We start from the raw sequence: 23,356 nt of genomic DNA, 5'->3' as shown, positions 1-23,356 counted from the left end.
CGCCCGCCGGCCCGCTGCCGCGCTGAGAACGGAGCGCTGACACGCAGCGGCGCGGACCCCTCCCCCTACCCCCTCCCACAAGGGGAGGGGGCTGGTTCTTCATTCATCTCGCCTCCCCTTTGCGGAAGGAGCTGGTTCTTTATTCATCGCGCCCCCTCCCCTAGCGGGAGGGGTTGTTCAGACCGGGGACATCGAGGACACCCGTTCGGGGACATCGAGGACAGTATGAGTGATGTGCTGTCGCAGGTCGACCTGCGACAGCACGTGGCTTCGGTAGCAGAGATCGAAGACACCGTCGGTGGTAGTGGCGCGCAACGCCAGGCGCCGGCCGACGAAGGCCTTCGAGCAGTTGATCTGACGGCCCTTGAAGCTGATCCAGCCGGTGTCGTGCACCTTGCGGACCTGGGCCTGGGGCTCGTATTGGGGCGGGTCGATCCGCTCGGGCATGGGCCGGGGGCTCATCCGGTAGCGGGAGGCCGGGGGTTCCAGGCCGAGGGCCTCGTGCGGACGCTTGGCGTTGTAGACCTCGCGCCAGTGGTCGAAGGCGGCCTGGGCGCCGGCCAGGTCCTGGAGCGGCCATCTGTCCAGCAGTTCGGCCTTCAGCGTGCGGTGGAAGCGCTCGTCCTTGCCCTGGGTCTGAGGGTGGTAGGGCCGGCCATGGCAGACGCCCACGCCCAGATCCATGAGCCAGACGGTGAGCCGGGTGTGGCGCTCCGGGCCTGCTGTGCCCCAGGGTGCACCGTTGTCGGCCAGCAGGCGCAGCGGCAGGCCGTAGCGGCGGAACACCCCGGTGAGACGCTCGCGCACGGTCGTCTCTCGTTCGTCGTCGCAGGCGCCGATCGCCAGCGCATAGCGGGAGTGGTCGTCCAGCACGGTGAGCGGGTGGCAGCGACCGGTCCCCAAGGCGAAGTGGCCCTTGAAGTCCATCTGCCAGAGATCGTTGGGCGCTTCGTGCTCGAAGCGCACCCAGTCCCTGGCCTCGCCGGCGCCAGGCCCATCCAGCTTGCCGTGCCGGCGCAAGATCGCCGTCACCGTCGAGGCGGCCGGCGCGTCCCGGCCCTCGCGCTGCAGCACCTTGCGGATCTTCCGCCCACCCCACGCCGGGTGCTCCGCGCGCACCGCCAGCACCTCGGCCTCCAGCTCGCCCGGCGTCCGGCCAGGGCTCGACCGCGGCCGGCGCGAACGCTCCTGGAGCCCAGGCGCTCCCTCCGCCTCGAAGCGCCTCAGCCACTTGTAACCGTCCGACCGGCTTACGCCAAAGCGACGGCACAGCTCGCTGAAATTGCACCCCGGCGCTTGCGCCAGACGGACAAATTCCACTCGACGATCCAAGGCAGACCCCCACGGCATCCAGGTTCCCCTTCTCCGACCTCAGTCGGATCAGGGTGTCCTCGATGTCCCCGAACACCTGTCCTCGATGTCCCCGGTCTGTACAAGGGGTAGGGGGAGGGGAACCAAAGAGTCGGCGAAGCCGTCCGCCTACACGAACCCTTCCGCCTGGTCGCGCGCCTTCGCGGCCGCGTCGCGCGTCTTGGGATCGCCCCAGCCGCCGCCGCCGGCACCCTGGAAGCGCATCACGTCGCCCTTCTCGAGCTTGAGGCCGTAGATCTTGCTCTTGAGCGGGCGCTGGCCGGGCTTGCCGGGGTTGAGCGAGATGAAGCCCGGCTGGCCGGGCTTGCCGCCCTCGAGACCCCAGGGCCGCGTCTCGTCGCGGGTCTGCTGCACATAGGCGCCCATGATGGTGCGCTCGGAGAGGAACTGGTAGTCGCGCCGGATCCCGAGCCCGCCGCGATGCTTCCCCTCGCCGCCCGAGCCCGCCACCAGCGAGGTCTCGAGCACGCGCAAGGGGCTGAGCGTCTCGATCACCTCGGCCGAGAGGACGGCGCAATTGCCGCCGTGGGTGTCGATCGCGTCGAGCCCGTCGCCCTGGGCCGAGCCGCCCATGCCGCCGCCGATGATGTCGGAGATGACGTAATAGGGCGCCATCCCGTCCTCGCCGCGCTTCTCGGGCCGCTCGTCGAAGCCGCCGGCGCAGAAGGTCGGGAAGCTGATCTGGCAGCCGGCCGCGGCATGGTTGGGGGCGAGCGGCGCCATCGCCTTCAGGACCGCGTCCGCCACCGCCTGCTGCGTCAGGTGCCGCACCGAGACCGCCGCGGGCCGGCGCGGGTTGAGCAGGCTGCCCTCGGGCGCCACCATCTCGACCGCGCGGTTGCAGCCCTCGTTCTGCGCGATCTCCGGCGCCACGATGCATTTGACCGCGTAGTTGGTCATGGAGAGGGTGGACGCGATCGGGCAGTTGAGTGCGTTGTCGCGCTGCGCCACCGTGCCGGTGAAATCCACCTTGAGCTTGTCGCCCTTGACCTCGACCGTGACCGCGATCTTGAGCGGCTCGTCGCTGGTGGTGTCGTCCTCGGTCAGCACGCTCGCGTGATAGCGCCCGTCCGGCATGGCCGCGATCACGCGGCGCATATAGGTCTCGGCGTAATCGAGGCAGGCACCGGTCAGGGCCTTCGCGTGGGAAACGCCCTGGCGCTTGAAGAGCTCGGCCAGGCGCCGCTCGCCCATGCGGCAGCCCGCGATCTGCGCGCGCAAGTCGCCCTGGCAGGAGGCGGGGTCGCGCACATTGGCGGCGATGATGTCGAAGATGGCCGGGTTGGGCTTGCCGCCGTCGACCAGCTTCAGGGGCGGCAGGATGATGCCCTCGGCGAAGATCTCGGCATTGTCCGCGGCCTCGGTGCCCGGGATCTTGCCGCCGATATCGACATGATGCGCGATGGTCGAGGTGATGCCGATCAGCTCGCCCTCGAGGAAGACCGGGCTGAACAGCACGATGTCCATCGTGTGGGTGCAGCCCTTGTAGGGATCGTTGCAGACCAGCACGTCGCCCGGCTTCCACTGGTCGAGCGGGAAGGCCTGCTTCATGTGGCTCAGCGCCGTCGACATGATGCCGAGCTGGGCCGGGATGGTCTCGGCCTGCGCCATCATCTCGCCCTCGGGCGTGAAGAGCCCGCAGGCATAGTCGTACATGTCCCAGATGATCGAGGAGAAGGCCGCGCGCCTGAGCGCCATCGACATCTCCTCGGCGATGCCGACCAGCTGCTGCTGGAACACGTCGCGGCTGATGGGGTCGATATTGCCGTGCGGACGGAAGTTCATGGCGGTTCCTCGACTCGATCTAGGTACGGTATCCTCTCCCCCGCCTCGCGGGGGAGGGCCAGGGAGGGGGCTGCTCGATCTCGCCGTCCCCCTCCCTCACCCTCCCCCGCAAGGGGGGAGGGGATAAAGAGTCATGAACCGCTTGCGGTTCATTCCGATTTTATCGCGATCCTTATCGTCCCCCGCTTGTCCACCCGGCCGCGCTGGCCGGGCAGCACCACGATGGTCGAATCGCGCTGCATCACGATCGCCGGGCCCTGGATCTCCTGGCCGGGCTTGAGCAGGTCGCGGCGGAAGATCTTGGCCTCGCTCCAGCCCTGCCGGTCGAAATAGACGCGCCGCTTGCCCACCGGCTCCGCCAGTCCCGCGACCGGGGCCGGCTCGGCCGGCTGCGGCGGGCGCTGGATCTTGCCGAAGCCGTCGACGCGCAGATTGACGATCTCGACCGGCACCGAGGCGTCGGCATGGCCGTAGGCGCGCTCATGCGCCGCGTGGAAATCGGCCGCGAGCCTGGCGGCATCCCACCAGCTGGTTTGTCCGTTTTGCGCGCCTGCGCGCGCGGGGCCATTCGGCTGAGCCAAAGGAATGGTGAGGAGATGGAACTGCCCGACGCAGCGCATGTCGGCCGCGAAGCGGAAATAGCGCTCGGCCTCCTCCACCCCGTCGGCCTCGAGCTCGCGGACGAGCTCGGCCTTGAGATGGTTCAGCAGCGGGCCGATCTCCTCCGCCTTCAGCCTGGCGATGTTGCGCTGGAAAGGCGCCTGGGCCGCGTGGCGGATGTCGGTCAGGAGCAGCCCCTGCGCCGCGAACACGCCCGGATTGCGCGGCGCGATCACCTCGGCCATGCCGAGCTCGCGCGCCATATAGGGCGCATAGAGCGGGCCGGCGCCGCCGAAGGCCAGGAGCGCGAAGCCGCGCACGTCATGGCCGCGCTCGACCACGAGCGCGCGGATCGCCTGGATCATGTTGGCGTTGGCGACCGAGATGATGCCGTAGGCCGCTTCCTCGAGGCCGAGGCCGAGCGGCGTCGCGACCGAGCGCTCCACGGCCTTCGCCGCGAGGTCGGGATCGAGCGTCATGTCGCCGCCCAGATATTCCTTCGGGTCGAGCAGCCCCATCACCAGGGCCGCATCGGTGACAGTGGCCTCGGTGCCGCCCTGGCCGTAGCAGGCGGGGCCCGGCACCGCGCCTGCCGATTTCGGGCCGACGCGCAAGGCGCCGCCGATATCGACCCGCGCGATCGAGCCGCCGCCGGCCGAGATGGTCTCGATGTCGATGGTGGGCAGGCGCAGGGGCTGCCCGTCGATCTCGCGCTCGCGCACCATGGTGGGGGCGCCCTCGACGATGACCGAGAAGTCGGCGGAGGTGCCGCCCATGTCGAAGGTGACCATGCCCGAGACGCCGAGCGCCTTGGCCAGATCGGCGCCGGCGATGACGCCGCCCGCGGGGCCCGAGAGCAGCATATGGGCCGGGTTGTCGCGCGCCGCGCGCGGCGTGGCGACGCCGCCGTCCGAGCGCATGAGCCGCAAGGGGCCGCCGAGCCCGACCTCCTTGAGGTTCGCCTCGAGCCGCTGGATATAGCGGTCGATCACCGGGCCGGCATAGGCCGCGACCGCCGTGGTGTTGGCGCGCGGATATTCCTCGATCTGCGGATTGACCTTGGAGGAGAGATAGACCGGGACGCCCGGCAGCTTGGCCTGAATCGCCTCGGCCAGCGCCGTCTCGTGCGCAGGGTTCAGATGGGCGAAGGCGAGGCAGATCGCGACCGCCTCGGGCTGGAGCGCCGCCACCGCCGCGGCGACGCGGCCCGTCTCGGCCGGCGAGAGCGCCGTCACCACCTGGCCGAAGGCGTCGATGCGCTCGGCCGCCTCGACGGTCAGCGAACGCGGCACCACCGGTGCCGGCTTCTTCGCGGTCAGCGAATAGAGCTCGGGGCGGAGCTGGTCGCCGATGAGGAGCAGGTCGCGGAAGCCCCGGGTCACCACGAGCGCCGCCTTGGCGCCCGAGCGCGTCAGGAAGGCGTTGGTGCCGACCGTGAAGCCATGGACGAAGAGGTCGATCTCGCCGGGCGAGAGGCCCGCGGTCGCGGAGAGCCGCTGGATGCCCTCGCGCACGCCCAAGGCCGAGCCCGTCGCCTGGCTCGGCACCTTATCGATGAAGACCCGCGCGCCGGCGGACGAGCCGTCCACCAGCACCAGATCAGTGAATGTTCCGCCGACATCGGCCGCGAGATAGCGCATGGCCAGGTAATCTAGAGAAGCGGAGCGCGCGAGGCCAGAGGGGGAGATGGTGGGTTAAGGGGTTACCCTGGCGGGGTATTTTCTTTCATGCACTGCCCGCCGCACCCATCGGCAACGTCCAAAACCAATAACTAAGGAGCCAGTTGAGGCGCGGTTACCGATGTCGGAAGAGGTGTGTCGGATATTCGCGCTTTTTAAAGCGCCGCACTAGCGATGGTTGTATATTTGGCTGCAAGTCGGTAGGGGGCAAGCAACCGGAGTAGTGATGGAGAAGTTTTTCAAGCGCGCGATTGCCAATGTTACGCGGCACGGGGATACAGACATTTTCCCGTTTCCCGTCGAGAATCACGTCTTCTTCGACCTTCCGAATGAGACAGAGAAACTTCTGAAAAACTTGCACTCCGATTTCCCACAATGGCTGGCTAGCCATCCGCCTGCACACGAAGGCGCTCTTGTCCCGGTTAGCTACACTGGCTTTCGCTGGGCCACACAACTTGACCCAATATGGAATCTTTATTTTCTGGCGTTGGTCCTGTCGATCGCAGACGCAATCGAATCGCAACGCATACCGGCAACAGAACAGTGCGTGTTCTCGTATCGGTATTTTTGGAATGACAAGGCGGCAACGATTTTTGATGCCAATTATAACTGGCGCGCATTTATGGAGCGCTCCTTAGAGAAAGCGAAAAAGCACCCCTTTGTTGTTATTTGCGATATCTCAGAATTTTATTCAAGAATTGGCCATCATCGATTAGATAACGCCCTGCTTCATCTGAATCTCTCTTCCGACACGCCCACCAGATTGATGAAGTTCCTTGGGAATTTCTCCAACACCAACTCATTCGGCATTCCGATTGGTGGACCAGCAGCGCGCATCCTCTCTGAGCTCGTTTTGAATCAAGTCGATCAGCTCCTGAAGTTAGAAGGGGTCCCCTTCTGCAGATTCTCCGATGACTACCATTTGTTTGCCGAAAGCATGGAAGACGGGTTTGCCAAATTGCTGCAACTGACTGAGAAGTTGCAACGCACACAGGGACTGCAGATTCAAAAGGCGAAGACAAGGATCATGTCGTCTGCGGAATTCATTTCCACAAGCCCCGTCAGATTGGATGATCACGATGCCCCCGCATTAAGCGGCACCGGGTCAAGCATTGGAGATCAAGCACGAAGCCTTCTGCGATTTTCCATTCGTTTTGATCCGTATTCCCCAACTGCAGACAAAGACTACGAAGAATTAAAGAGCGAGATCAGCAAGTTTGACATCATCGGCTTGCTCCAAGCCGAGCTGTCTAAGAGCCGTATCCATATTGCATTGGCTAAAAAGATTGTCTCTGCAATTCAATTCTTGGCTCCAAAGCAAAGAGACCAAGCGGTTCTTTCTCTGCTTGATAACGCCGACCTCCTCTATCCGATTTTCCCCGCTACGCTTACCGTTATCAGGCAGGTGTACTCCGATCTTTCGGAGTCAACTCAGTTGGCGGTAATTGAGCGCTTACTTAAGCTTCTTCACATGGGCTCCCATGTTCTACGAGTTGAGCTTGTTCTTGCTTACGCGGTCCGTGTGCTTGCTTTGCACCCGTCTTCCGGCGTGCAGGCGGCGCTTGTAAAGCTTTATAATAACCCTGTTTACACTCCCTTGGTCCGGCGAGACATAATCCTGGCGATGACGCGCCTCGGCGGGTGGCACTGGCTGTCGGAGCGTCGATTGTCCTTTCGATCGATGAGTCCCGCGGAGAGGCGCGCATTCATTATTGCGTCCCACACTCTCAAGGACGAGGGAGGCCATTGGCGGCGACACCTATCGAGCGAATTTCATCCGTTTGAGCAGCTAGTTGCAGATTGGATTGCGGCGAAGGCGAAGCAGCCGGACTGGACTGTACCGCTGTGATCTCGGAAATCACATTCTCCCGAGACTTCTCTTCATTCTGGCGGCTCGCCTGCCCGATGATGGATGGCTTCATTCGGCAACTCAACCGCGGTAGCTATGATCGCGACTTTGCGCCTATGAAGGTGGAAACAGCGCCGAACCGCCGAGCATTTGTAAATGAGGTGGCATTCTCTGCATTCTGCGCCATCACAAGCTCTTACTTACAGGGCCTGAAAGCGGTTTCGGTAGAAGACGCCATTGCAGAGAATGAACCGCTTGTGCGCCTCTTAGCTTCACAGGGAGAGCGAGACGGGGACTATGAACAAGAATTATCCTCAGATGAGGTAAATGATGCTGGTGAGCAAGTTAGAAGGTTGGGTAGGCGTCTCGGCCCGATCGGGCCTAGCAGAGCAATCACTTGCAGGCCACGATTTCCCGGCTGTGGGATCATTGACGCATGCGAAGGGGACGTGCTTGTTGATGGTATTTTGTTCGAGATAAAGGCAGGGGACAGATCTTTTCGGTCGATTGATTTGCGTCAGCTATTGGTCTATTTGGCTCTGAATCACGCCGGCAACGGCACCGCCATTCGGTTTGTCGGATTGATTAACCCGCGCGTGGGGGTGAGTTTTCAGATGTCGGCCGACGAGTTTTGCTTCGAAGTTAGTGGAAGATCAACTGCACAACTATTAGATGCTGTTGTTTATGGAATTGCTAGTGGAGATATTTCCCGTTAGCAGCTGCTTCCAGACGAAATGGGCGTTCATTTCTGAGCCACGAGATTCCTACTTCAAATCCCTACCTCTCCAAATCCTCCAGCACCATCTGGTTGAAGTGGTAGTACATCCGTCCCAGAACGGCGAATGGAAATGCGCCTGATGGGCGGGTGAGTACCGCGCGCGCTGAACGGCTTCGCAGATTGCGCGCCCTCGGTGCCAGCCTTGAGCGAGCCGACGATGCTCTTCCGGCGCATCTCGAGGAAGGCCGGGTCGCGCGCTGTCTCCGTTGTAATAGCTGGCGGTGTGCCAGAGGTTCGTCCACCGTATCGGCAGCCCTGGATCGCCGGGTCAAGCCCGGCGATGACAGAATGAGGGGTGCGTGACGCCCCCGAGCCCGCTTGCGGCGCGCGGCCGCCAGGCGCAGAGTCGCCGGACCCGATGGGATTTGGGAGGGACCGATCATGATCGTCTATCCGGATCTCGAGCTGCGCCAGGGCCGCCTCGTCAACCTGACGCGCAACAGCATGGACAGCCCCCTCGTCTACGAGCTCGATCCCGTGCGGACCGCGCGGGACCTCGCGGCCGAGGGCGCCGAGTGGCTCCATGTCGTCGATCTCGACGCCGTGTTCAACCGGGGCGACAACACGTCCGTCATCAAGCAAATCATCCGGACCTCCGGCTGCAAGGTGCAGGTGGGCGGCGGCATCCGCTCGATGGAGAAGGTGCATGGCTGGATGGAGGCCGGCGCCGAGCGCGTCGTCATCGCCACGGCCGCCGTGAAATATCCGCATCTCGTCAAGGCGGCGGCCACGGCCTATCCCGGCGCCGTCGTCGTCAGCATCGATGCGCGGCGCGGCCATGTCGTGGTGGAAGGCTTCACCGAGACCACGATCTTCACGCCGATCGAGTTCGCCCAGCCGTTCGACGAGGCCGGGCTCGCGGCCATCATCCATACCGACATCGACCGCGACGAGAACCGCCCCGAAGGCAGCATGGCGCAGACCACGAACCTCGCGGCCAAGCTCCGCACGCCGGTCATCGCCAGCGGCGTGGTCAAGTCGCTCGACGACATCTCGACCCTGTCCTACCTGCCGAACATCGCGGGCATTCTCACGAGCCGCGCGCTCTTCGGCGGCACCTTCACGTTCCGCGAGGCCAACGCCATCGCGACGGCCCAGCATCAGCCGACGGCGCCTTTCGTCTGAGGGCGATCCCTCTTTCCTGTCATCGCCGGACTTGATCCGGCGATCCAGGGCGATGGTCGTGTTCTCCTCTTGCGGCCCTGGATGCCCGGATCAAGTCCGGGCATGACAATAGGGTGCGGGGGAAGGGGATGAAGGCGAACAAGGCGCGCCCCTCAACTCGTCGACCTGGTGATGTCGTTATAGAGCCCGTAAAGGGTCTTCATGGCGTGCCAGAAGATCAGCTCGGCGACGACGGCGATCGCGAGGAAGACGACGATCTTCCAGGTGGCCCAGGAATGCCACCAGAAGATCAAGGTCGACACCGTGCCGAGCGCCACGACGATGAAGCAGTTGCGGTAGAGGCTGTAATAGGACCACTGGGTATCGCGATATTTCAGGAGCGGTTCCAGCGCGGTCTTGTGGAAGGTCTTGCGCTCGGCCGCCGTGGCCTCGGCGACGCCGAGCCTGGGCGTGATGACCTCGTCCGCGATGAGACCCAGGGCATCCATCAGGAGGCCGACCAGGTAGGAGGCCACCAATCCCGCCGCCAGCGCGTTGGCGTCGAGCCCGACATAGAGGGAGCGGTAGAAGCCGACAAAGGAGGTCGAGGGATCGGCCGCGAGCCAGGGCAGGACGAACAGGATCACGAGCAGCCCGCCCAGGATCTCGCAGAACACGTCGATGATGGACACATCCTTCATGCGATCGCCTTTTCGTAGAACTTGTCGGTGACGACCGGACCCATCCGGTCGAGCACCTGGATGTCGAACCGGTCGCCGCCCGTGAGCGGGGTCATGCCGAAGAAGTCCGCGGTCTGATCGTAGATGAGGCGCCAGCTTTCCGGAACCGCCGTGACGATCTTGAAGGCGGGATCGCTGCAGCGGATCTGGTCGGACGCGGCGGCGAGCAGCAGCTTCGCGACGCCCGCCGCCTTCGCCTGGGCCAGGAGCTCGGCCATCAGCACGCGCTGCCAGCCCCGGATATGGTCGCGCACATAGCTCGGGCGGTTGAAGGTCAGGTCCGACTGCAGCACCGAGACGATCCAGGCCGAGCGCGTCCGCTGGCCCAGCGCGAAGCCCAGGCATTTCAGCGTGCCGTCCTCCATATGCGGATCGGCGTGCCGCTGCAGGAAGCGGCGCAGCCGCGGCGGATAGAACAGGTCGTCGCCGAAGAAGAGGCCGACGCGCAGGTCGATCTCGGGCCTGAGCTCGCGAGCGAACTCGAAATCCGAGATCAGGCGATAGGAGAAGCCGCGCGTGCCCAGCCCGCGGAACCAGTCGCGCGCGGCGAAGCTCGCCTCGATATCCGCCGCGAGATCGGCGCGGAGAATCCGGCGCGAGCGCAGCGGCCCGTAGGCCCGGAGCACCTCGTCGGCGAAGGGCCCTTCGCGGTTGGCGCGGCAGGCCTCGAGCTTGGTGAAGGCCGGCCCCGCCGGCAGCGAGCCGAGCAGGGCCCGGCTGCGGTCCAGGAAATCGCCGTGATGCAGGTAGTTCCGGCGGCTGAGAAGCGTCGGCGTCATGCGGCCAGCAACGGCTTCGCGACCCGGACGGGCGGCCCGGGCCCCCTCGCGATCCTGGCCCGCGATCTTATGGGAAGACGGTCCGGGAGTCTCGGCGGTTCAGCTCGTTCTGATCCCCTCCCCTGTCTTCGGGGGAGGGCAAGGGAGGGGGCTGCTCGGTCGATAAAGCCGGCGCCGTATCGATCCTGCGCGCTGTCTCCTACCGAGACTTCCCCCTCCCTGACCCTCCCCCTCAAGGGGGGAGGGGATTGGCACCCCGGTATCGTCGATCGAATTGCCGCTTGCTTCGCCCCGCGCTGGTCACTGGCCCGGCCGCGACCGGCGCTCTATAGAGCGGCCGACGTGACCGTGAGGAGAGGCTTCGCCCATGACGCCGACGACGACCCCGACCCGCAACCCGCTCCGGCCGGCGGGAAACGCCCTGCTGCCGGCAGGGGCATTGCTGATGGCGGCGCTGCTGGCGCTGGCCGGCTGCAACACGGCCGCGGGCTTCGGACGCGATATCCGCAACACCGGCAACTTCATCGAGAAGAAGGCCGACCAGGCCCTGAACTGAGACCCTTGCCGGCGGCCGCTCCGCCGGCAAGCCGGCTAGGCCGCGTCCTTCCCGATCACCCGGTCGAGCACCCAGTTGGCGATCTGGTTGAGCGGCTTCTCCAGCTTCTGCAGCGTCACCATGCGGGCGAAGGGCGAGGCGATGCCGGCCGCCTGCTTCAGCGAGATATCGACATCCTCGCGCACCACCATGTCGTTGCGCCGGTAGTAGTTCTTCGCGATCTCCTCGAAATCGTTGCGGGCCACGGTCGATTTCGGGAAGAGCGAGCTCACCGTCAGGCGCGACTTGGTGGGGCCGATCGGCTCGCAGCGGAAGGCGAGCGCGCCGTCATTGCCCATCGTCATCATCATGCCGGGCCGGATCGTGGTGAAGAAGGTGCCGCGGGCCCATTCCTTGTCGATCTGCGGCATGGGCGGGAAGCCGACATAATCCGGGAACGGCAGCAGGAGCTGGCTGCCGTCATGCTCGGCGAAGGCGATCGTGTAGTTGCCGCTGGGCGGCGGGGCTTGCCGCGTGTATTTCGCCTTCCAGCGCGCCAGCGAATCCTTGTGCACCGTCGGGATGTGATAGCCGTCGCTGTAATTCTCGACGAAGCATTTCCAGTTCGCCTCCATGTCGAACACGAGCTGCTTGGTGCAGACCATGTCCTCGAGCCGGTGCGAGGCGAGCCTCGCCGGCACCTCGCCCAGGAAGTCCTGCAGGCTCTCGCCGCCTTTGCGGAACTTCACGAAGAGGAAGCCGCCCCAGCTCTCGCTCGGGATCTCGATCAGGCCGTACTCGCGCTTGTTCGCGTCGGTGACGATCGGCTTGTCCTCGCCGTCATCGTATTGCTGCGCGCCCAGGAGGTCGCCCTCGAGCGAATAGACCCAGGCGTGATAGGGGCAGCGGAAATTCTTGCAGTTGCCCGAGCCCTCGGCGATCACGGCGCCGCGGTGGCGGCAGGTGTTGGCGAAGACCCGCACCTTGTCGTCGCTCCCGCGCACCATGATGAGCGGGATGTTCATGAAGGTGAGGGTGTGGAAATCGCCCTTGTTGGGCACGCGCTCGACGCGCTCCATCATGTTCCAGCCGGGATAGAACAACCGTTCCATCTCCGCCTGGAAGAATTTGGGCGAGCTGTAGCACCAGAGGGGCAGCGCGTGGAGCCGGGGCCCCTGCGCGCGGACAGCCGCGAAATGGCGCGGATCGAGGACGTTCTCGGGCTCGATCCGCAGATCGGACGCGGGCGCGTTGGTCAGACCGTCGAGCATTGCGGATCTCTCCTCTCCGGTTGCTCTGGATCCTCTTGGCGGGAGGGATTTTATCGGGAATCGCCGGGCGGAAAAAGCAGGGGCAGAATTGTCGTAGGACAAGGTCTCTTCCTGTCCCTTCCCCCCTTGCGGGGGAAGGTTAGGAAGGGGGCTGCGCGATATCGGACACCGAGCCGCCCCCTCTTTAATCCTCCCCCTCAAGGGGGGAGGAGACGAAACCTTCCTGCGCTTTTCCATTCTCGCCTCTTCCCTATAGGCTTTCGCCTGCACGAACGCGCGAAAGAGGAAACGATCATGGACAACGCGATCTGGCGCTGGCCGATTTCCGGCCCGCAACAATTGGCCGGCACGGCGGGCTCTTTGAGCTTCGTCGGCGGCGCCGGGGATTTCGACGCCAAGGGCGCGATCCGCCATCCGGACGATCTCGACGCGCAGATCCCGGGCACGATGGCGAACCTCGCGGCGGCGCTCGCGATCGAGGGCTGCGGGCTCGGCGACATCCTGCGGCTCAAGGTCTTCTACAAGGGCGACGGCAGCCGCGACGAATGGGAGGTCTTCGCCGCCCTCGCGCGCCATTTCGAGCGCGACCCCCTGCCCGCCATCACGCTCCATCCGGTGCCGCTGCAGCCTTTCAAAGGGCAGGCGTTGCAGGCGCAGGCCATCGCCCGGCGCGGCTGGCGCGACCATGCGCCGGACCTGCGCACCGTCACCGGCGAGGTCCCCTCGCGCCATCGCGCCCGCTTCAACAACCGCAAGATCACGCTGGGCCTGCGCGCCAACGAGTTCATCGCCGTGCCGGCGCGCACCGCGGTCGACGAGGAAGGCAGCCCGCTGCCGGGCGACGGCGTCGCCCATTCCCGGATCATCATGTCGCGCCACGAGGAGACGCTGAAGGCGCTCGGCGCCTCCTTCCAGGATGCGATCAAGATGGAGGGCTATTATTTCGGCATCACCATGGAGGCCTGGGCCGACATGGCGCGCACGCGCGGCTCCTTCTTCCGCGAGCCCGGCCCGGTCGCCACGGTCGTGCCCTGCCACGGGCTCTGGCCCCAGGGCGCGCTCACCAAGATCGAGGTCATGGGCATGCGCGAAAGCTGGAACGGCTTCGACAAATATATCCCGCGCGAGGACCGCTGGCCGCGCCGCGTCTGGGATTGGCAGATCCCTTTGCCCTACCGCCAGGCGATCCGGCTGCGCGACATGATCTGGCTCGGCGGGCAGGTCCCCTCGGCGCCCGATTCCAACAAGGGCGTGACCGTGCTGCCCGGCCAGCTCCTGCCTCAGACGCAGTTCACCATGAGCCTGATCGACGACCTGCTGCGCGCCTTCGACCGCCAGACCTCCGACCTCAAGCTCGTCATCGCCTATTTCACCTCGGGCGGCAGCGAGGCCGAGACGCATGCCTTCCTCGACACGCTGCGCGCCTGCATCCCGGGCCCGCTCCCGCCGCTGACCCTCGTGCCGCAGCCGCATATGCACACGAAGGACATGCTGGTCGAGATCTGGGGCGTGGCGAAGGGGTAGAAGCGGAGCGCTTTCGCATAGCGCTTGCTTCCCCTCCCCCTACCCCCTCCCGCAAGGGGAGGGGGCTGGAACAATAAACATCTCGCCCCCTCCCCTTGCGGGAGGGGATAGGGGGAGGGGTACAACGTCTTCGGGCGTCAGCCCGACCGCTCTCGCGACACCGGAGCCCCCATGATCCTCGTCGGCCAGTACGATTCCCCCTTCGTCCGCCGCGTCGGCATCTCGCTCGGGGTGCTGGGCTTCGCCTACGAGCATGACACGCGCTCGGTGTTCGGCGATTTCGATTCGATGCGCAAGACCAACCCGCTCGCGCGCATTCCCTCGCTGGTGCTCGACGACGGCGAGGTGCTGATCGATTCCGTCGCCATCCTCGACTGGCTCGACGAGACCGTGGGCGCGACCCGCGCGCTGCTGCCGCGGTCGGGTCTCGCGCGCCGCCAGGCGCTGCAACGCGTGGCGCTCGCGATCGGCGCCGTCGACAAGGCGGGCGCCTCGGCCTACGAGCGCATCATCCGCCCCGCCGCCTATCGCTGGCCCGACTGGATCCAGCGCTGCCGCACGCAGGCCCAGGGTGCCGTCGCGGCGCTGGCGGCGCTCGACTGGCCGGAAGGCGCGCCGCTCGACCAGGCACAGATCACCACCGCCTGCATGCTGCGCTATCTGGAGATGACCGACAGCGAGCTGCGCGCGCGAGGCCGCTATCCCGCGCTCGATGCGCTCTCGGCACGCTTGGAAGCGCGTCCCGAATTCCAGGCGACCTATCCGCCGGACATCGCCTATCCCGCGGGAAACTGAAGAGGTCGCAGGGACTCTTGTCCTGTCCCCACCCCGCACGAACGTCTTAAAACTGTTTCAAGCATTTCAAGTATTTCTTAATAGAAACAAGTATTTAGCGGTTGCCATCCAGGGGCGACAGGAATAGAGTCTGATCCACGTCCCAGGCGGTGCCGAGACGACGACCCGGGGAAAGACGCGTAACCGCGCAACCCCGACGCACCGCAAGGCCCAGGACGCCAGCGAACTGACGACGATCCGAACGCGCCGCTCGCGCGCGAGGTTCGTGCCTGGGGGGCCGATCCGTGACTCATCCATCCGACTGACACCGATCCGTAACCGAGGCCCACAGGCCGCGATGGCTTCGTGCGCGCTTCTGCGCCGGCCCGTCGGGACCTGCCGGGATGATTCAAACCTTTTCACAGGAGAGGACGATGGCGAAGCGTATCTCGAGGACTCCGCGCAAGGCGCAGGCGCTGAGGACAGGCCGCGGCGCGGCGAAGCGGAAGACCGGCAAGGCGACGACGGGCCTGAAGGCATCACCGGCGCCGAAGCGGGTCGCGAAGCCGAAGCCCGCCGCGAGGGCGACGCGGGCCGAGGCCCGGTTCGATCTCGACAAGATCAGCCCCGCGATCGCTAAATCGCCGCTGAAGCTGCGCGACTGGCTGACCGAGCGGCTGCCCTGGCTGATCGGCCCGCGCATCACGGGCTTCGAGCCGCCGAAGGGCCAGCGCGGCACCATCCTGACGATCAAGGGCAGCCATTTCGCCGCGGCCCGCGCCGACAACGAGGTCACGATCGGCGGCACGGCCGTGCCGGTGCTGGCGGCGAGCGCCACCGAGCTCAAGGCCCTCGTCACCAAGGAGGTCGACGAGGGACCGATCAAGATCAAGGTCGGGACGCACACCGCGACGAGTGCACTCGATTTCGGCATCGCCGGCTATCCCGGCGACAGCGACGACGGCCCGCCCGTCTTCGCGATGGGAGCCGGCGCCGGCTCGGCCGGCGACGTCAATCCCATCGGCACCATCCGCGTGCTGATCGTGATCTGCCAGGCCAACGACCTGGCGCCGGCGAATTTCTCCACGGTGCGCACGGGCCTGAACACGCGCTGGACCAACGTCCAGACCTTCTACACCCAGGCGAGCTACGGCCGCACCAACGTCCAGTTCGACATCGTCAGCACGCCGGCCCAGCTCGACGGCAGCTTCGCCGATTTCGTCGATCTCGCCGGCATCGCCAACATCATCCCCGGCCAGCTCAACCGCATGGCCGCGATCGCCGCGCAGCATGCGCAGGACGAGGGCTTCACCCTCGACAACTACCAGATGCTCTGCTCGGTGATGTTCACCAACGGCGCCTTCATCCGCGCCTGGGGCGGCTCCGACACCTCGACCTTCTCCTATGACGACGGCAAGCCGACCAGCGATCCCAGCCATATCCATATCGACATCAGCCTCTCCGACAAGATCAACCTGCTCTGGATCCAGGAGAACGCCAACTGGGGCCGCTTCGCCCACGAATTCGGCCACAACATCGTCTCCGCCCCCACCGAGACCGGCGACGGCACGGCGACGCTGGGCGAGGATGTCTACGGCTCGGACCTCGTCGATCCCAGCGCCGCCTCCGCCCAGGATTTCGAGATGATGGGCAACCACGATTCTCATCCGATCTTCACCGGCTTCCATCTCGAGAAGCTCGGCTACTACCAGGCGGCCAACATCAAGACCGTGCAGTGGGACCGCAACCCGCACTCGGAGGATGTCGACCTGATCGCCCACGGCCTCGCCGAGGACAGCGACCCCAACCGCGTCCATATCCTGAAGATCGTGGTCTCCGACGCGCTGAGCTATTTCGTCGAGGTGCGCCAGCGGCCCGGCACCACCACCCAGATCTTCGACGACAGCATTCCCCTGGGCGCCGCCTCGAACCAGGGCGGCATCATCGTCACGCGGGTGATCGCCGACGAGATGAACAACAACCAGCAGACCCGCTTCATCACGCTGATGCATGACGACCGCGTGCTGGTCGCGGGCGAGACCGTCGAGGACCCCGCCCGCGCCCTGGTCATCACCGTGCTCGACGACGCGGTGCAGGCACGCCCGCTCGTCTGCCGGGTGCGGGTCGCCTGGGCGCAGACCATCGCCGACGATCCGAACGGGTCCTTCGACCTCAAGGTCACGCCCTGGGATTCGAGCTGGCAGTCGCCCGACATCTGGGTCGACCGCGACCCGTTCGGCAGCTTCGACAATCCGCTGGACAGCGAGGGCCGGCCGACCGGCAATGGCGACAAGCCCTGGGTGTCGCATCTCAACCACTTCACCGCGCGGGTGCATGTCTCGGGCGCCATGGGGGCGAGCAATGTCAAGCTCACCTTCTACGCGGTCACCCCGCCCGGCGTCGGCGACAATGGCAACTGGGCGCCGATCGCGGTCCAGACCATCGCCTCCATCCCGCAGAACGGCTTCGTCGACACCTTCTGCAACTGGGTTCCGGTCGTGGGCAAGCATACCTGCCTCAAGGTCTATGCCTCGCAGCAGCTGGGCGAGATCTCGGGCGGCAATAACGGCGCGCAGGAGAACGTGTTCGACTTCCAGGCGGCGGGCTCGAGCCCGGCCGACCCGGTCTTCATCAAGACCGCGGTGCGCAACCCGCTCGACGAGCGGCGCGCAGTCCAGCTCTCGGTCCGCGGGCTGCCGCTCGGCTGGGCGGCACAGATCCCCAACGCATGGGTCTGGCTGGAGGGCAAGGCCGAGACGGAGATCGACGTCATGATCTGGCCGATCGCCGATGTCGATCTCTACAAGAAGGGCAAGTCGAAGGAAGGCCGCTATCCGGGCACGGCGCCGGTGCGGGTCGCCGGCTTCATCCCGCGCAGCTATAGCGAGGAGATGCATATCAGCCACACCGTGCCGGGCTCGCGCTTCTATCCGATCGGCGGCACCTTCTATCGCGTCCATGCCGTGAAGAAGGCGACGATCCGCTTCGAGGTCGAGCAGAAGTCGGAGAAAGGGGATTCGGTCATCTTCCGCGGCGCGGTCGGCCCCGCCCGCCCCGACCAGCGCATCCTCGCCGACGTGCTGCTGCCCGACGGCAAGACCCACCGCACGGCCGAGACGATGACCAAGGCCGGCGGCAGTTTCACGGCCCGCGTCAGCCTGCTGGACGACAACGACAAGCTGCAGCCGGGCAGCTACCAGTGCCAGGCCTTCATCTTCCATGCCGACGAGCTCGCCGACGCCGCGTCGAACATCCTGCATGTGACGCGGTGAGCTGTTGATCCTTCCTCTCCGGCCACTCGCTCCTCACCTCCCCCCTTGAGGGGGAGGCTGGGGTGGGGGGTGGCCGCAGACTCGTTGCAAGCCCGCCTTGCTGCGATGAGAATTCCGTCTTCAATCGCGTTCTACGATCACCCCCCACCCTAACCTCCCCCGCCCGCCGGCTTCGCCGGCAAGCTTGTTGGAGTTGCGGGCGAAGCCCGCCGGGGGAGGGGAAGAAGGGGAAGCATGGCAATGCGTTTGCGCTACACTCCACGGCCTCATCAACGGCCGTGAGTTCCTCCCCCTGTGACCTCCATCGCCCTGCCCCACACCACCATTCCCGTCCTCGAGACCGAGCGCCTGATCCTGCGCGGCAACCGCCTGGAGGATTTCGACGCGCTCGCCGCCCTCTGGAGCGATCCGGGCGTGGTGCGCTTCATCAGCGGCAAGCCCTTCTCGCCCGAGGAATGCTGGTCGCGGCTGCTGCGCTATGTCGGCCATTGGGCGCTCCTGGGCTACGGCTTCTGGGCGATCGAGGAGAAGGCGACCGGCCGCTATGTCGGCGAGACCGGCCTCGCCGATTTCCGGCGCGGGCTCACGCCCTCGCTCGACGGCACGCCCGAGGTGGGCTGGGTGCTGGCCTCCTGGGCCCACGGCAAGGGCTATGCGACCGAGGCCGTCAAGGCCGCCGTCACCTGGGGCGCTGACAAGTTCGGCACGACGCCGCTCTGCTGCATCATCTCGCCCGAGCACAGGAACTCGATCAAGGTCGCGACCAAATGCGGCTTCCGCGAGCACGCGCGCACGACCTACAAGGGCGGCGAGACGATCATCTTCCGGCGAGGGGCAGAGCCGTGATCCAAGCACGTCCCTTACCTTCTTCACCTCCCCCTTGCGGGGGAGGCTGGGGTGGGGGGTGGCTACAAACTCGATGTCGGCAAGGTTAGGCCATGCAAATTTCTTGAAGCAGCGCGTGCTTCGATCACCCCCCACCCTAACCTCCCCCGCAAGGGGGGAGGGGATAGTAATGGCGGGAGCGAAGATGCCACCGATGCCCTAAATCCTCTTCCCGTCCGGCTTGCGATACTCGCTGCGATGGCCGCGGCGGTCTTCGTTCTGGAAGCGGCGGCGCTTGGCGAGCGAGCCGAAGACGTCCTTGACCTTTCCCTTCGCCTTCTTCGTCACATAGCCGGTCTTGCGCATCGAGAAGGGCCGCGTCAGCAGGCCGAGGTGATCGAACTTCGTCCCCTTCGGATGCGCGAAGGGCTCGAACCAGGTCGGATAGAGGAAGTTCGAGATCTGGATGCCGTCCACGAGGAAGGTGTCCTCCTCGACCGGATCGCACATCTCATAGGCATATTCGTCGCCGTTCTTCGCCTGCGCCCAGAGATTGGCGATGGGATCGATCATCATCTCGAACAGCTCGTGCGAGGCGACGACGCTGACCAGTTCGCCGTCCGCCAGCGTCGCCTTCACGAAGATCTTCGAATAGGGCACGCCATGCTTGGCCAGGTCGTGATCGCCCTCGGCGACCGCCTGGGCCGTGTCGTCGATGAAGAGCATCTGCCAGTCGGTGCGCTTGGGCCGGCGGGGCCGGTAGAGCTTCACCGGATAGCCCCAGGCGGGGAGGAAATGCCGGTCATAGGCCTTCTGCAGCGTGGCGATGAGCTTCGGGAACGGCACGCCGAGATCGACCGTCGTCTTGTCGATGCAGGCGACCTGCACCGGCGCCAGGCGGCCGGCGCGCACCGGATGAATGATGTTCAAGAGACCTCTCCCCTTGCTTCGGATTCAAATCCGCTCCGGCCTCACCCGACCGCACGCCGGAGCGCGGCGCGTGCCAGAAGCCGCGTCGAATCCAGCACCGGCAGCGGCGAGCTGATGTCGTTGATGATGAGCGGGATCTCGGTGCAGCCGAGAATGGCGGCGTCGCAGCCTTCGTCCTTCATGCGCCGGATGACGCGCTGATAGGTCGCGATGGAAGCGGGCTTGAAAACGCCATAGACCAGTTCCTCCATGATGATGCGGTTGGTCTCCTGCCGCTCGGCCGCGTTCGGGCGCAGATAGTCCAGCCCGCGCGCCGCGAGCTTCGCGGGATAGACCTCGCTCTCGACCAGCCAGCGCGTGCCCAGGATCGCGAGCCGCCGATAGCCGCGCGCCTCGGCCTCCTCGGCGACGGTCTCGGCGATGTGGAGCCAGGGCCGGGGCGAGCGCGCCTCGATCAGCGGCAGCGCCTGGTGGATGGTGTTGTCGGGGCAGATCAGGAAATCGGCCCCGATCGTCGCCAGCTTCTCGGCCGATCCCAGCATCAGCGCGCCCACGCCCGCGAGATCGCCGCGATCGAGGCAGGCGACATAATCGGCCAGTGACGGCGTGTGCATCGAGATCTCGGGATGCGCGTGCGCGCCCATGAGCGCCGCACCCTCGGTGCAGATCGTCCGGTAGCAGAGCGCCGCGCCCTCGGCTGAGCAGGCGACGATTCCGATGTGAAGCGGCATGGATGGTTTCCCGTGGGAGGGCGATGCTTACACCTGGTCCCTTCCCCCCTTGCGGGGGAAGGTTAGGAAGGGGGACGACGCGATGTCGATAGCGCGCAGCCCCCTCCCTGCCCTCCCCCGCGAGGGGAGAGGGAAAAGAAGCGCCGGCCGCTCCGCTAACCTGTTGATATTACAGGGTCGAAAAATCAAAAGCGCGCGTTACCTTTTTGCTAACCCGGGGCGGGCAAAATGGACCCTGGGCACCTCCAGCGTAGGAGGAAGAAGATGAGCGTGAGCTACACATTCGAGAGACGGCGGATCTTCCGCCGGCGCAGTTCCTGGTCGATGAAGGCCAATTTCGCGATCGTCATCCTGATGGGGCTGGCGATCGGCTACCTCTTGCCGGAGCTGATCTCCAGCGTGGGCGCCACGACGCCGTCGCTGGGCGAGCCGGCCTTCGGCCAGGTGGACCAGGCCGCGCCGGGCACCGGGACGGGGTTCGCCTTCCTCGGCGACAACCGGATGGATTGTCCGGCGCAGGCGGCCGCTGCCGTCGGCATCGATACACCGGCCAGGACGGCGGTGGCCCTGATGCCCTGGCCGGACTCGATCGCGCCGACCGCCGGCCCGTCGTCCGCGCTGCGTTAGACTTCGCGACTTCCGCAGCGCTGCCGATCCTTCAGGACTCCGTCCCGCGCGTGCCGATCTCGACGGGCTCCGGCTCGCGTGCCGGGGCCGCCTCTTCCGCTTGATGGCGCAGATGGCGCGTGATCGCCGGCGGGATCGCCTTCGGCCGCGGCGGGTTGAGCGCGCTGCGGCGATAGCGCATCAGCACCTCGCCGGTGGCGAAGCTGCGGGTGTCGATCAGCTTCAGCCTTTCGAACTCGCCGGGACCGGCGAAGAGCGGCATGCCCGTGCCCAGCAGCACCGGCACCAGGCCGATATTGTATTCCGCGATCAGCCCCTGGCGCTGGAACTGCGAGGCGAGCCTGCCGCCGCCCACGAGGAAGATGCGGCGCAGCTTGTAGCTCTCCATCTCGGCGATGACCTGGGTCAAGGGCTGCGCCGTCGGGATCACCTCGGAAGGCTCGCTCTCGATCGGGCGATGGGTGAAGACCCAGCAGGGTTTCTTGGGATAGGGCCAGGCGGCGTGACGGCGGATCTTGTCGAAGGTGAGCCGCCCCATGATCAGCCCGTCGACGGAATCGTAAAAGGCGCGATAGCCGAAATCCTCGAGCTCGGGATCGAGCCGCGGCAGCCAGTCGATTCCTCCATCGAGGGTGGCGATGAAGCCATCCAGGCTGGTGGCGACATAGTAGACGATCTCGACCATCCGCGCTCCGATCACTCAAGAGCGATGCCGAGCGTCCGAAGACGACGCGCTCCCCCGCGTTCTTGTCTCGAACCGCTTCCGCGGAACTTCGCGGAAACTTTCTCGCTCGCGCTCTTCGCGGGACATTGCCCGCAAGGCAGGAAGGAAGCTTCCTCTGATCTCGCTTTCCTGGGCCCGTCTCTGTCTCTCGTCCGTCGCGGGACAAAGCCGGCCCGCGACGACCCCGACCGCGACTATAGCAGCGTCGGCGCGGCAGTTTGAGTCACGATCGGCATTACAATTGCGAGCAAGACGGGGAACCTTGCGGTCGAGACGAATTCGTCTCAATTGCAAGGCTGCATAACCGGGGAATCGCGGGCGACGTCGAGCGCGGCCGGGCGTCAGAGCGGGCGGCGCGCCTTGAGCGCCGCGGTCAGGGTGCCGTCGTCGAGATAGTCGAGCTCGCCGCCGACCGGCACGCCATGGGCGAGGCGCGTCACGGTGATGGGAAGATTGGCTAGGCGATCAGTCAAGTAATGTGCCGTGGTTTGCCCTTCGACGGTGGCGCCCAGGGCCAGGATCACTTCCTTGATTGATTGATCAGCCGCGCGGCGCAGCAGGCCCGCGATGTTGAGCTGCTCCGGTCCCACGCCGTCGAGGGCCGAGAGCTTGCCGCCCAGCACATGGTAGCGGCCCTTGAAGGCGGCGGCGCGCTCGAGCGCCCAGAGATCGCCCACCTCCTCCACCACGCAGAGCTGCGACGGGTCGCGCCGCGGATCGCGGCAGATCGAGCAGGGATCGAGGCTGTCGAGATTGCCGCATTCCGAGCAGGCCTTGACCTCGTGCGCCGCCGCCTCGATCGCCTGCGCCAACGGCAGCATCAGCGCCTCGCGCTTCTTCAGGAGATGCAGCGCCGCCCGGCGCGCCGAGCGGGGCCCGAGCCCCGGCAGGCGCGCGAGCAGCTGGATCAGTTGGTCGAGGGTGGTGGGCGTCATGAAGGATCGGTCACCGGGGTTGGAGCGGGCAGTTTACGGTGATTCCGAGCGGGGCAATGGGCGAGATATTGTCCCTTCCCCCCTTGCGGGGGAAGGTTAGGAAGGGGGACGACACGATGTCGAAACCGAGCGGCCCCCTCCCTGGCCCTCCCCCGTTCCGGGGGAGGGGATTAAGCAGCAACCTCAAAACGGCAGCTTCATCCCCGGCGGGAGCTGCAGGCCGCCCGTGACCTTCGCCATCTCCTCCTGGAGATAGGTCTCGAGCTTCCCCTTCGCATCGTTGAAGGCGGCGGTGACGAGATCCTCGAGCATGCCGACATCGGCGGGATCGACCAGCTTGGGGTCGATCTTGAGGCGGCGCATCGCGCCCTTGCCGTTCAAGGTCACCTGCACCATGCCGCCGCCGGACTGGCCGGAGACCTCGTGATTGTCGAGCGCGGCCTGCATCTCGGCCATCTTGGCCTGCATCTGCTGCGCCTGCTTCATCATCTGGGTGAGGTTCTTCATGCCGTCTCTCTCGCTG

At 65.7% G+C, this 23,356-nt stretch carries 20 protein-coding genes; 9 read left to right on the top strand and 11 right to left on the bottom strand.

Annotated elements, in window-relative coordinates:
- Positions 1-177: 177 nt before the first annotated feature.
- From FRZ61_RS02460 to FRZ61_RS02450, 3 genes are all read right to left on the bottom strand, one after another.
- On the bottom strand, positions 178-1,350 hold the full coding sequence (locus tag FRZ61_RS02460) for an IS481 family transposase (RefSeq protein WP_151114813.1): 1,173 nt from the start codon (positions 1,348-1,350) through the stop codon (positions 178-180).
- 129 nt (positions 1,351-1,479) lie between these two features.
- Positions 1,480-3,156, bottom strand: a complete 1,677-nt coding sequence (locus FRZ61_RS02455) for a hydantoinase B/oxoprolinase family protein (RefSeq protein ID WP_151114812.1) — start codon at positions 3,154-3,156, stop codon at positions 1,480-1,482.
- A 149-nt stretch (positions 3,157-3,305) separates the two neighbouring features.
- The gene (locus FRZ61_RS02450; protein ID WP_151114811.1) at positions 3,306-5,396 is read right to left on the bottom strand and encodes a hydantoinase/oxoprolinase family protein; all 2,091 of its coding nucleotides are present in this window, start codon (positions 5,394-5,396) and stop codon (positions 3,306-3,308) included.
- 265 nt (positions 5,397-5,661) lie between these two features.
- Here FRZ61_RS02450 and FRZ61_RS02445 point away from each other — a divergent pair, with 265 nt between their 5' ends.
- The 3 genes from FRZ61_RS02445 (at position 5,662) to FRZ61_RS02435 (ending at position 9,187) form a co-directional block, all read left to right on the top strand.
- A complete protein-coding gene (locus FRZ61_RS02445; RefSeq protein ID WP_151114810.1) occupies positions 5,662-7,284 on the top strand; it encodes an RNA-directed DNA polymerase in 1,623 nt (540 codons plus the stop codon).
- The gene (locus tag FRZ61_RS02440) at positions 7,281-8,000 is read left to right on the top strand and encodes a hypothetical protein (RefSeq protein WP_151114809.1); all 720 of its coding nucleotides are present in this window, start codon (positions 7,281-7,283) and stop codon (positions 7,998-8,000) included. The genes FRZ61_RS02445 and FRZ61_RS02440 overlap by 4 nt, the downstream gene beginning before the upstream one ends.
- A 443-nt stretch (positions 8,001-8,443) precedes the next feature.
- Positions 8,444-9,187, top strand: coding sequence for a 1-(5-phosphoribosyl)-5-[(5-phosphoribosylamino)methylideneamino]imidazole-4-carboxamide isomerase (locus FRZ61_RS02435; protein ID WP_151114807.1), 744 nt, complete (start codon positions 8,444-8,446; stop codon positions 9,185-9,187).
- A 152-nt stretch (positions 9,188-9,339) separates the two neighbouring features.
- On the opposite strand, the gene FRZ61_RS02430 is transcribed toward FRZ61_RS02435, so the two are convergent.
- Positions 9,340-9,867, bottom strand: a complete 528-nt coding sequence (locus tag FRZ61_RS02430) for a hypothetical protein (RefSeq protein WP_151114806.1) — start codon at positions 9,865-9,867, stop codon at positions 9,340-9,342.
- Positions 9,864-10,685 (bottom strand): hypothetical protein, encoded by an 822-nt coding sequence (locus FRZ61_RS02425; protein ID WP_151114805.1) that lies wholly within the window; start codon positions 10,683-10,685, stop codon positions 9,864-9,866. Before FRZ61_RS02425 ends, FRZ61_RS02430 begins: the two co-directional genes overlap by 4 nt.
- Before the next feature lie 367 nt (positions 10,686-11,052).
- Here FRZ61_RS02425 and FRZ61_RS02420 point away from each other — a divergent pair, with 367 nt between their 5' ends.
- The gene (locus FRZ61_RS02420) at positions 11,053-11,241 is read left to right on the top strand and encodes a hypothetical protein (RefSeq protein ID WP_151114804.1); all 189 of its coding nucleotides are present in this window, start codon (positions 11,053-11,055) and stop codon (positions 11,239-11,241) included.
- Positions 11,242-11,276: 35 nt separating this feature from the next.
- On the opposite strand, the gene FRZ61_RS26320 is transcribed toward FRZ61_RS02420, so the two are convergent.
- A complete protein-coding gene (locus FRZ61_RS26320; protein WP_191909263.1) occupies positions 11,277-12,491 on the bottom strand; it encodes an aromatic ring-hydroxylating oxygenase subunit alpha in 1,215 nt (404 codons plus the stop codon).
- 294 nt (positions 12,492-12,785) lie between these two features.
- Between FRZ61_RS26320 and FRZ61_RS26315 the strand changes: the two genes are divergently transcribed.
- The 4 genes from FRZ61_RS26315 to FRZ61_RS02400 all read left to right on the top strand — a co-directional run bounded on the left by FRZ61_RS26315 (position 12,786) and on the right by FRZ61_RS02400 (position 18,907).
- A complete protein-coding gene (locus FRZ61_RS26315; RefSeq protein ID WP_191909262.1) occupies positions 12,786-14,015 on the top strand; it encodes a RidA family protein in 1,230 nt (409 codons plus the stop codon).
- Between the two features lie 171 nt (positions 14,016-14,186).
- Positions 14,187-14,810: a glutathione S-transferase family protein gene (locus FRZ61_RS02410; RefSeq protein ID WP_151114801.1), complete on the top strand. Its 624-nt coding sequence runs from the start codon at positions 14,187-14,189 to the stop codon at positions 14,808-14,810.
- A gap of 413 nt (positions 14,811-15,223) precedes the next feature.
- Complete coding sequence (locus FRZ61_RS02405) at positions 15,224-18,061, top strand: IPT/TIG domain-containing protein (protein ID WP_191909261.1); 2,838 nt, start codon at positions 15,224-15,226, stop codon at positions 18,059-18,061.
- A 294-nt stretch (positions 18,062-18,355) separates the two neighbouring features.
- Positions 18,356-18,907, top strand: a complete 552-nt coding sequence (locus FRZ61_RS02400; protein ID WP_225309071.1) for a GNAT family N-acetyltransferase — start codon at positions 18,356-18,358, stop codon at positions 18,905-18,907.
- A 198-nt stretch (positions 18,908-19,105) separates the two neighbouring features.
- Here the strand turns inward: FRZ61_RS02400 and FRZ61_RS02395 are convergent, their stop codons facing one another.
- A complete protein-coding gene (locus tag FRZ61_RS02395; RefSeq protein WP_225309070.1) occupies positions 19,106-19,816 on the bottom strand; it encodes a hypothetical protein in 711 nt (236 codons plus the stop codon).
- Between the two features lie 41 nt (positions 19,817-19,857).
- The gene (locus FRZ61_RS02390; RefSeq protein ID WP_151114799.1) at positions 19,858-20,547 is read right to left on the bottom strand and encodes an aspartate/glutamate racemase family protein; all 690 of its coding nucleotides are present in this window, start codon (positions 20,545-20,547) and stop codon (positions 19,858-19,860) included.
- Positions 20,548-20,811: 264 nt separating this feature from the next.
- Here FRZ61_RS02390 and FRZ61_RS02385 point away from each other — a divergent pair, with 264 nt between their 5' ends.
- On the top strand, positions 20,812-21,174 hold the full coding sequence (locus FRZ61_RS02385; protein WP_151114797.1) for a hypothetical protein: 363 nt from the start codon (positions 20,812-20,814) through the stop codon (positions 21,172-21,174).
- 31 nt (positions 21,175-21,205) lie between these two features.
- On the opposite strand, the gene FRZ61_RS02380 is transcribed toward FRZ61_RS02385, so the two are convergent.
- The 3 genes from FRZ61_RS02380 to FRZ61_RS02370 all read right to left on the bottom strand — a co-directional run bounded on the left by FRZ61_RS02380 (position 21,206) and on the right by FRZ61_RS02370 (position 23,340).
- A complete protein-coding gene (locus tag FRZ61_RS02380) occupies positions 21,206-21,859 on the bottom strand; it encodes a dihydrofolate reductase family protein (RefSeq protein WP_151114796.1) in 654 nt (217 codons plus the stop codon).
- Positions 21,860-22,239: 380 nt separating this feature from the next.
- Positions 22,240-22,833 (bottom strand): recombination mediator RecR, encoded by a 594-nt coding sequence (gene recR, locus FRZ61_RS02375; RefSeq protein WP_151114794.1) that lies wholly within the window; start codon positions 22,831-22,833, stop codon positions 22,240-22,242.
- 183 nt (positions 22,834-23,016) lie between these two features.
- Positions 23,017-23,340 (bottom strand): YbaB/EbfC family nucleoid-associated protein, encoded by a 324-nt coding sequence (locus FRZ61_RS02370; RefSeq protein WP_151114793.1) that lies wholly within the window; start codon positions 23,338-23,340, stop codon positions 23,017-23,019.
- Positions 23,341-23,356: the final 16 nt, after the last annotated feature.

It is taken from the genome of Hypericibacter adhaerens, assembly GCF_008728835.1.
Taxonomy (GTDB): Bacteria; Pseudomonadota; Alphaproteobacteria; order Dongiales; family Dongiaceae; genus Hypericibacter; species Hypericibacter adhaerens.
Note: the sequence above shows the minus strand (reverse complement) of the source record. Positions and strands in the feature narration are given on the sequence as shown.

Bases quoted from the DNA above. Each gene is read 5' to 3' on its own strand.
- FRZ61_RS26315 (WP_191909262.1), top strand. From the start codon at position 12,786: ATGGACAACGCGATCTGGCGCTGGCCGATTTCCGGCCCGCAACAATTG.
- FRZ61_RS02410 (WP_151114801.1), top strand. From the start codon at position 14,187: ATGATCCTCGTCGGCCAGTACGATTCCCCCTTCGTCCGCCGCGTCGGC.
- FRZ61_RS02430 (WP_151114806.1), bottom strand. From the start codon at position 9,867: ATGAAGGATGTGTCCATCATCGACGTGTTCTGCGAGATCCTGGGCGGG.
- FRZ61_RS02435 (WP_151114807.1), top strand. From the start codon at position 8,444: ATGATCGTCTATCCGGATCTCGAGCTGCGCCAGGGCCGCCTCGTCAAC.
- FRZ61_RS02385 (WP_151114797.1), top strand. From the start codon at position 20,812: ATGAGCGTGAGCTACACATTCGAGAGACGGCGGATCTTCCGCCGGCGC.
- FRZ61_RS26320 (WP_191909263.1), bottom strand. From the start codon at position 12,491: ATGCTCGACGGTCTGACCAACGCGCCCGCGTCCGATCTGCGGATCGAG.
- FRZ61_RS02455 (WP_151114812.1), bottom strand. From the start codon at position 3,156: ATGAACTTCCGTCCGCACGGCAATATCGACCCCATCAGCCGCGACGTG.
- FRZ61_RS02380 (WP_151114796.1), bottom strand. From the start codon at position 21,859: ATGGTCGAGATCGTCTACTATGTCGCCACCAGCCTGGATGGCTTCATC.
- FRZ61_RS02450 (WP_151114811.1), bottom strand. From the start codon at position 5,396: ATGCGCTATCTCGCGGCCGATGTCGGCGGAACATTCACTGATCTGGTG.
- FRZ61_RS02370 (WP_151114793.1), bottom strand. From the start codon at position 23,340: ATGAAGAACCTCACCCAGATGATGAAGCAGGCGCAGCAGATGCAGGCC.
- FRZ61_RS02425 (WP_151114805.1), bottom strand. From the start codon at position 10,685: ATGACGCCGACGCTTCTCAGCCGCCGGAACTACCTGCATCACGGCGAT.
- FRZ61_RS02390 (WP_151114799.1), bottom strand. From the start codon at position 20,547: ATGCCGCTTCACATCGGAATCGTCGCCTGCTCAGCCGAGGGCGCGGCG.
- FRZ61_RS02420 (WP_151114804.1), top strand. From the start codon at position 11,053: ATGACGCCGACGACGACCCCGACCCGCAACCCGCTCCGGCCGGCGGGA.
- FRZ61_RS02460 (WP_151114813.1), bottom strand. From the start codon at position 1,350: ATGCCGTGGGGGTCTGCCTTGGATCGTCGAGTGGAATTTGTCCGTCTG.
- FRZ61_RS02445 (WP_151114810.1), top strand. From the start codon at position 5,662: ATGGAGAAGTTTTTCAAGCGCGCGATTGCCAATGTTACGCGGCACGGG.
- FRZ61_RS02405 (WP_191909261.1), top strand. From the start codon at position 15,224: ATGGCGAAGCGTATCTCGAGGACTCCGCGCAAGGCGCAGGCGCTGAGG.
- recR (WP_151114794.1), bottom strand. From the start codon at position 22,833: ATGACGCCCACCACCCTCGACCAACTGATCCAGCTGCTCGCGCGCCTG.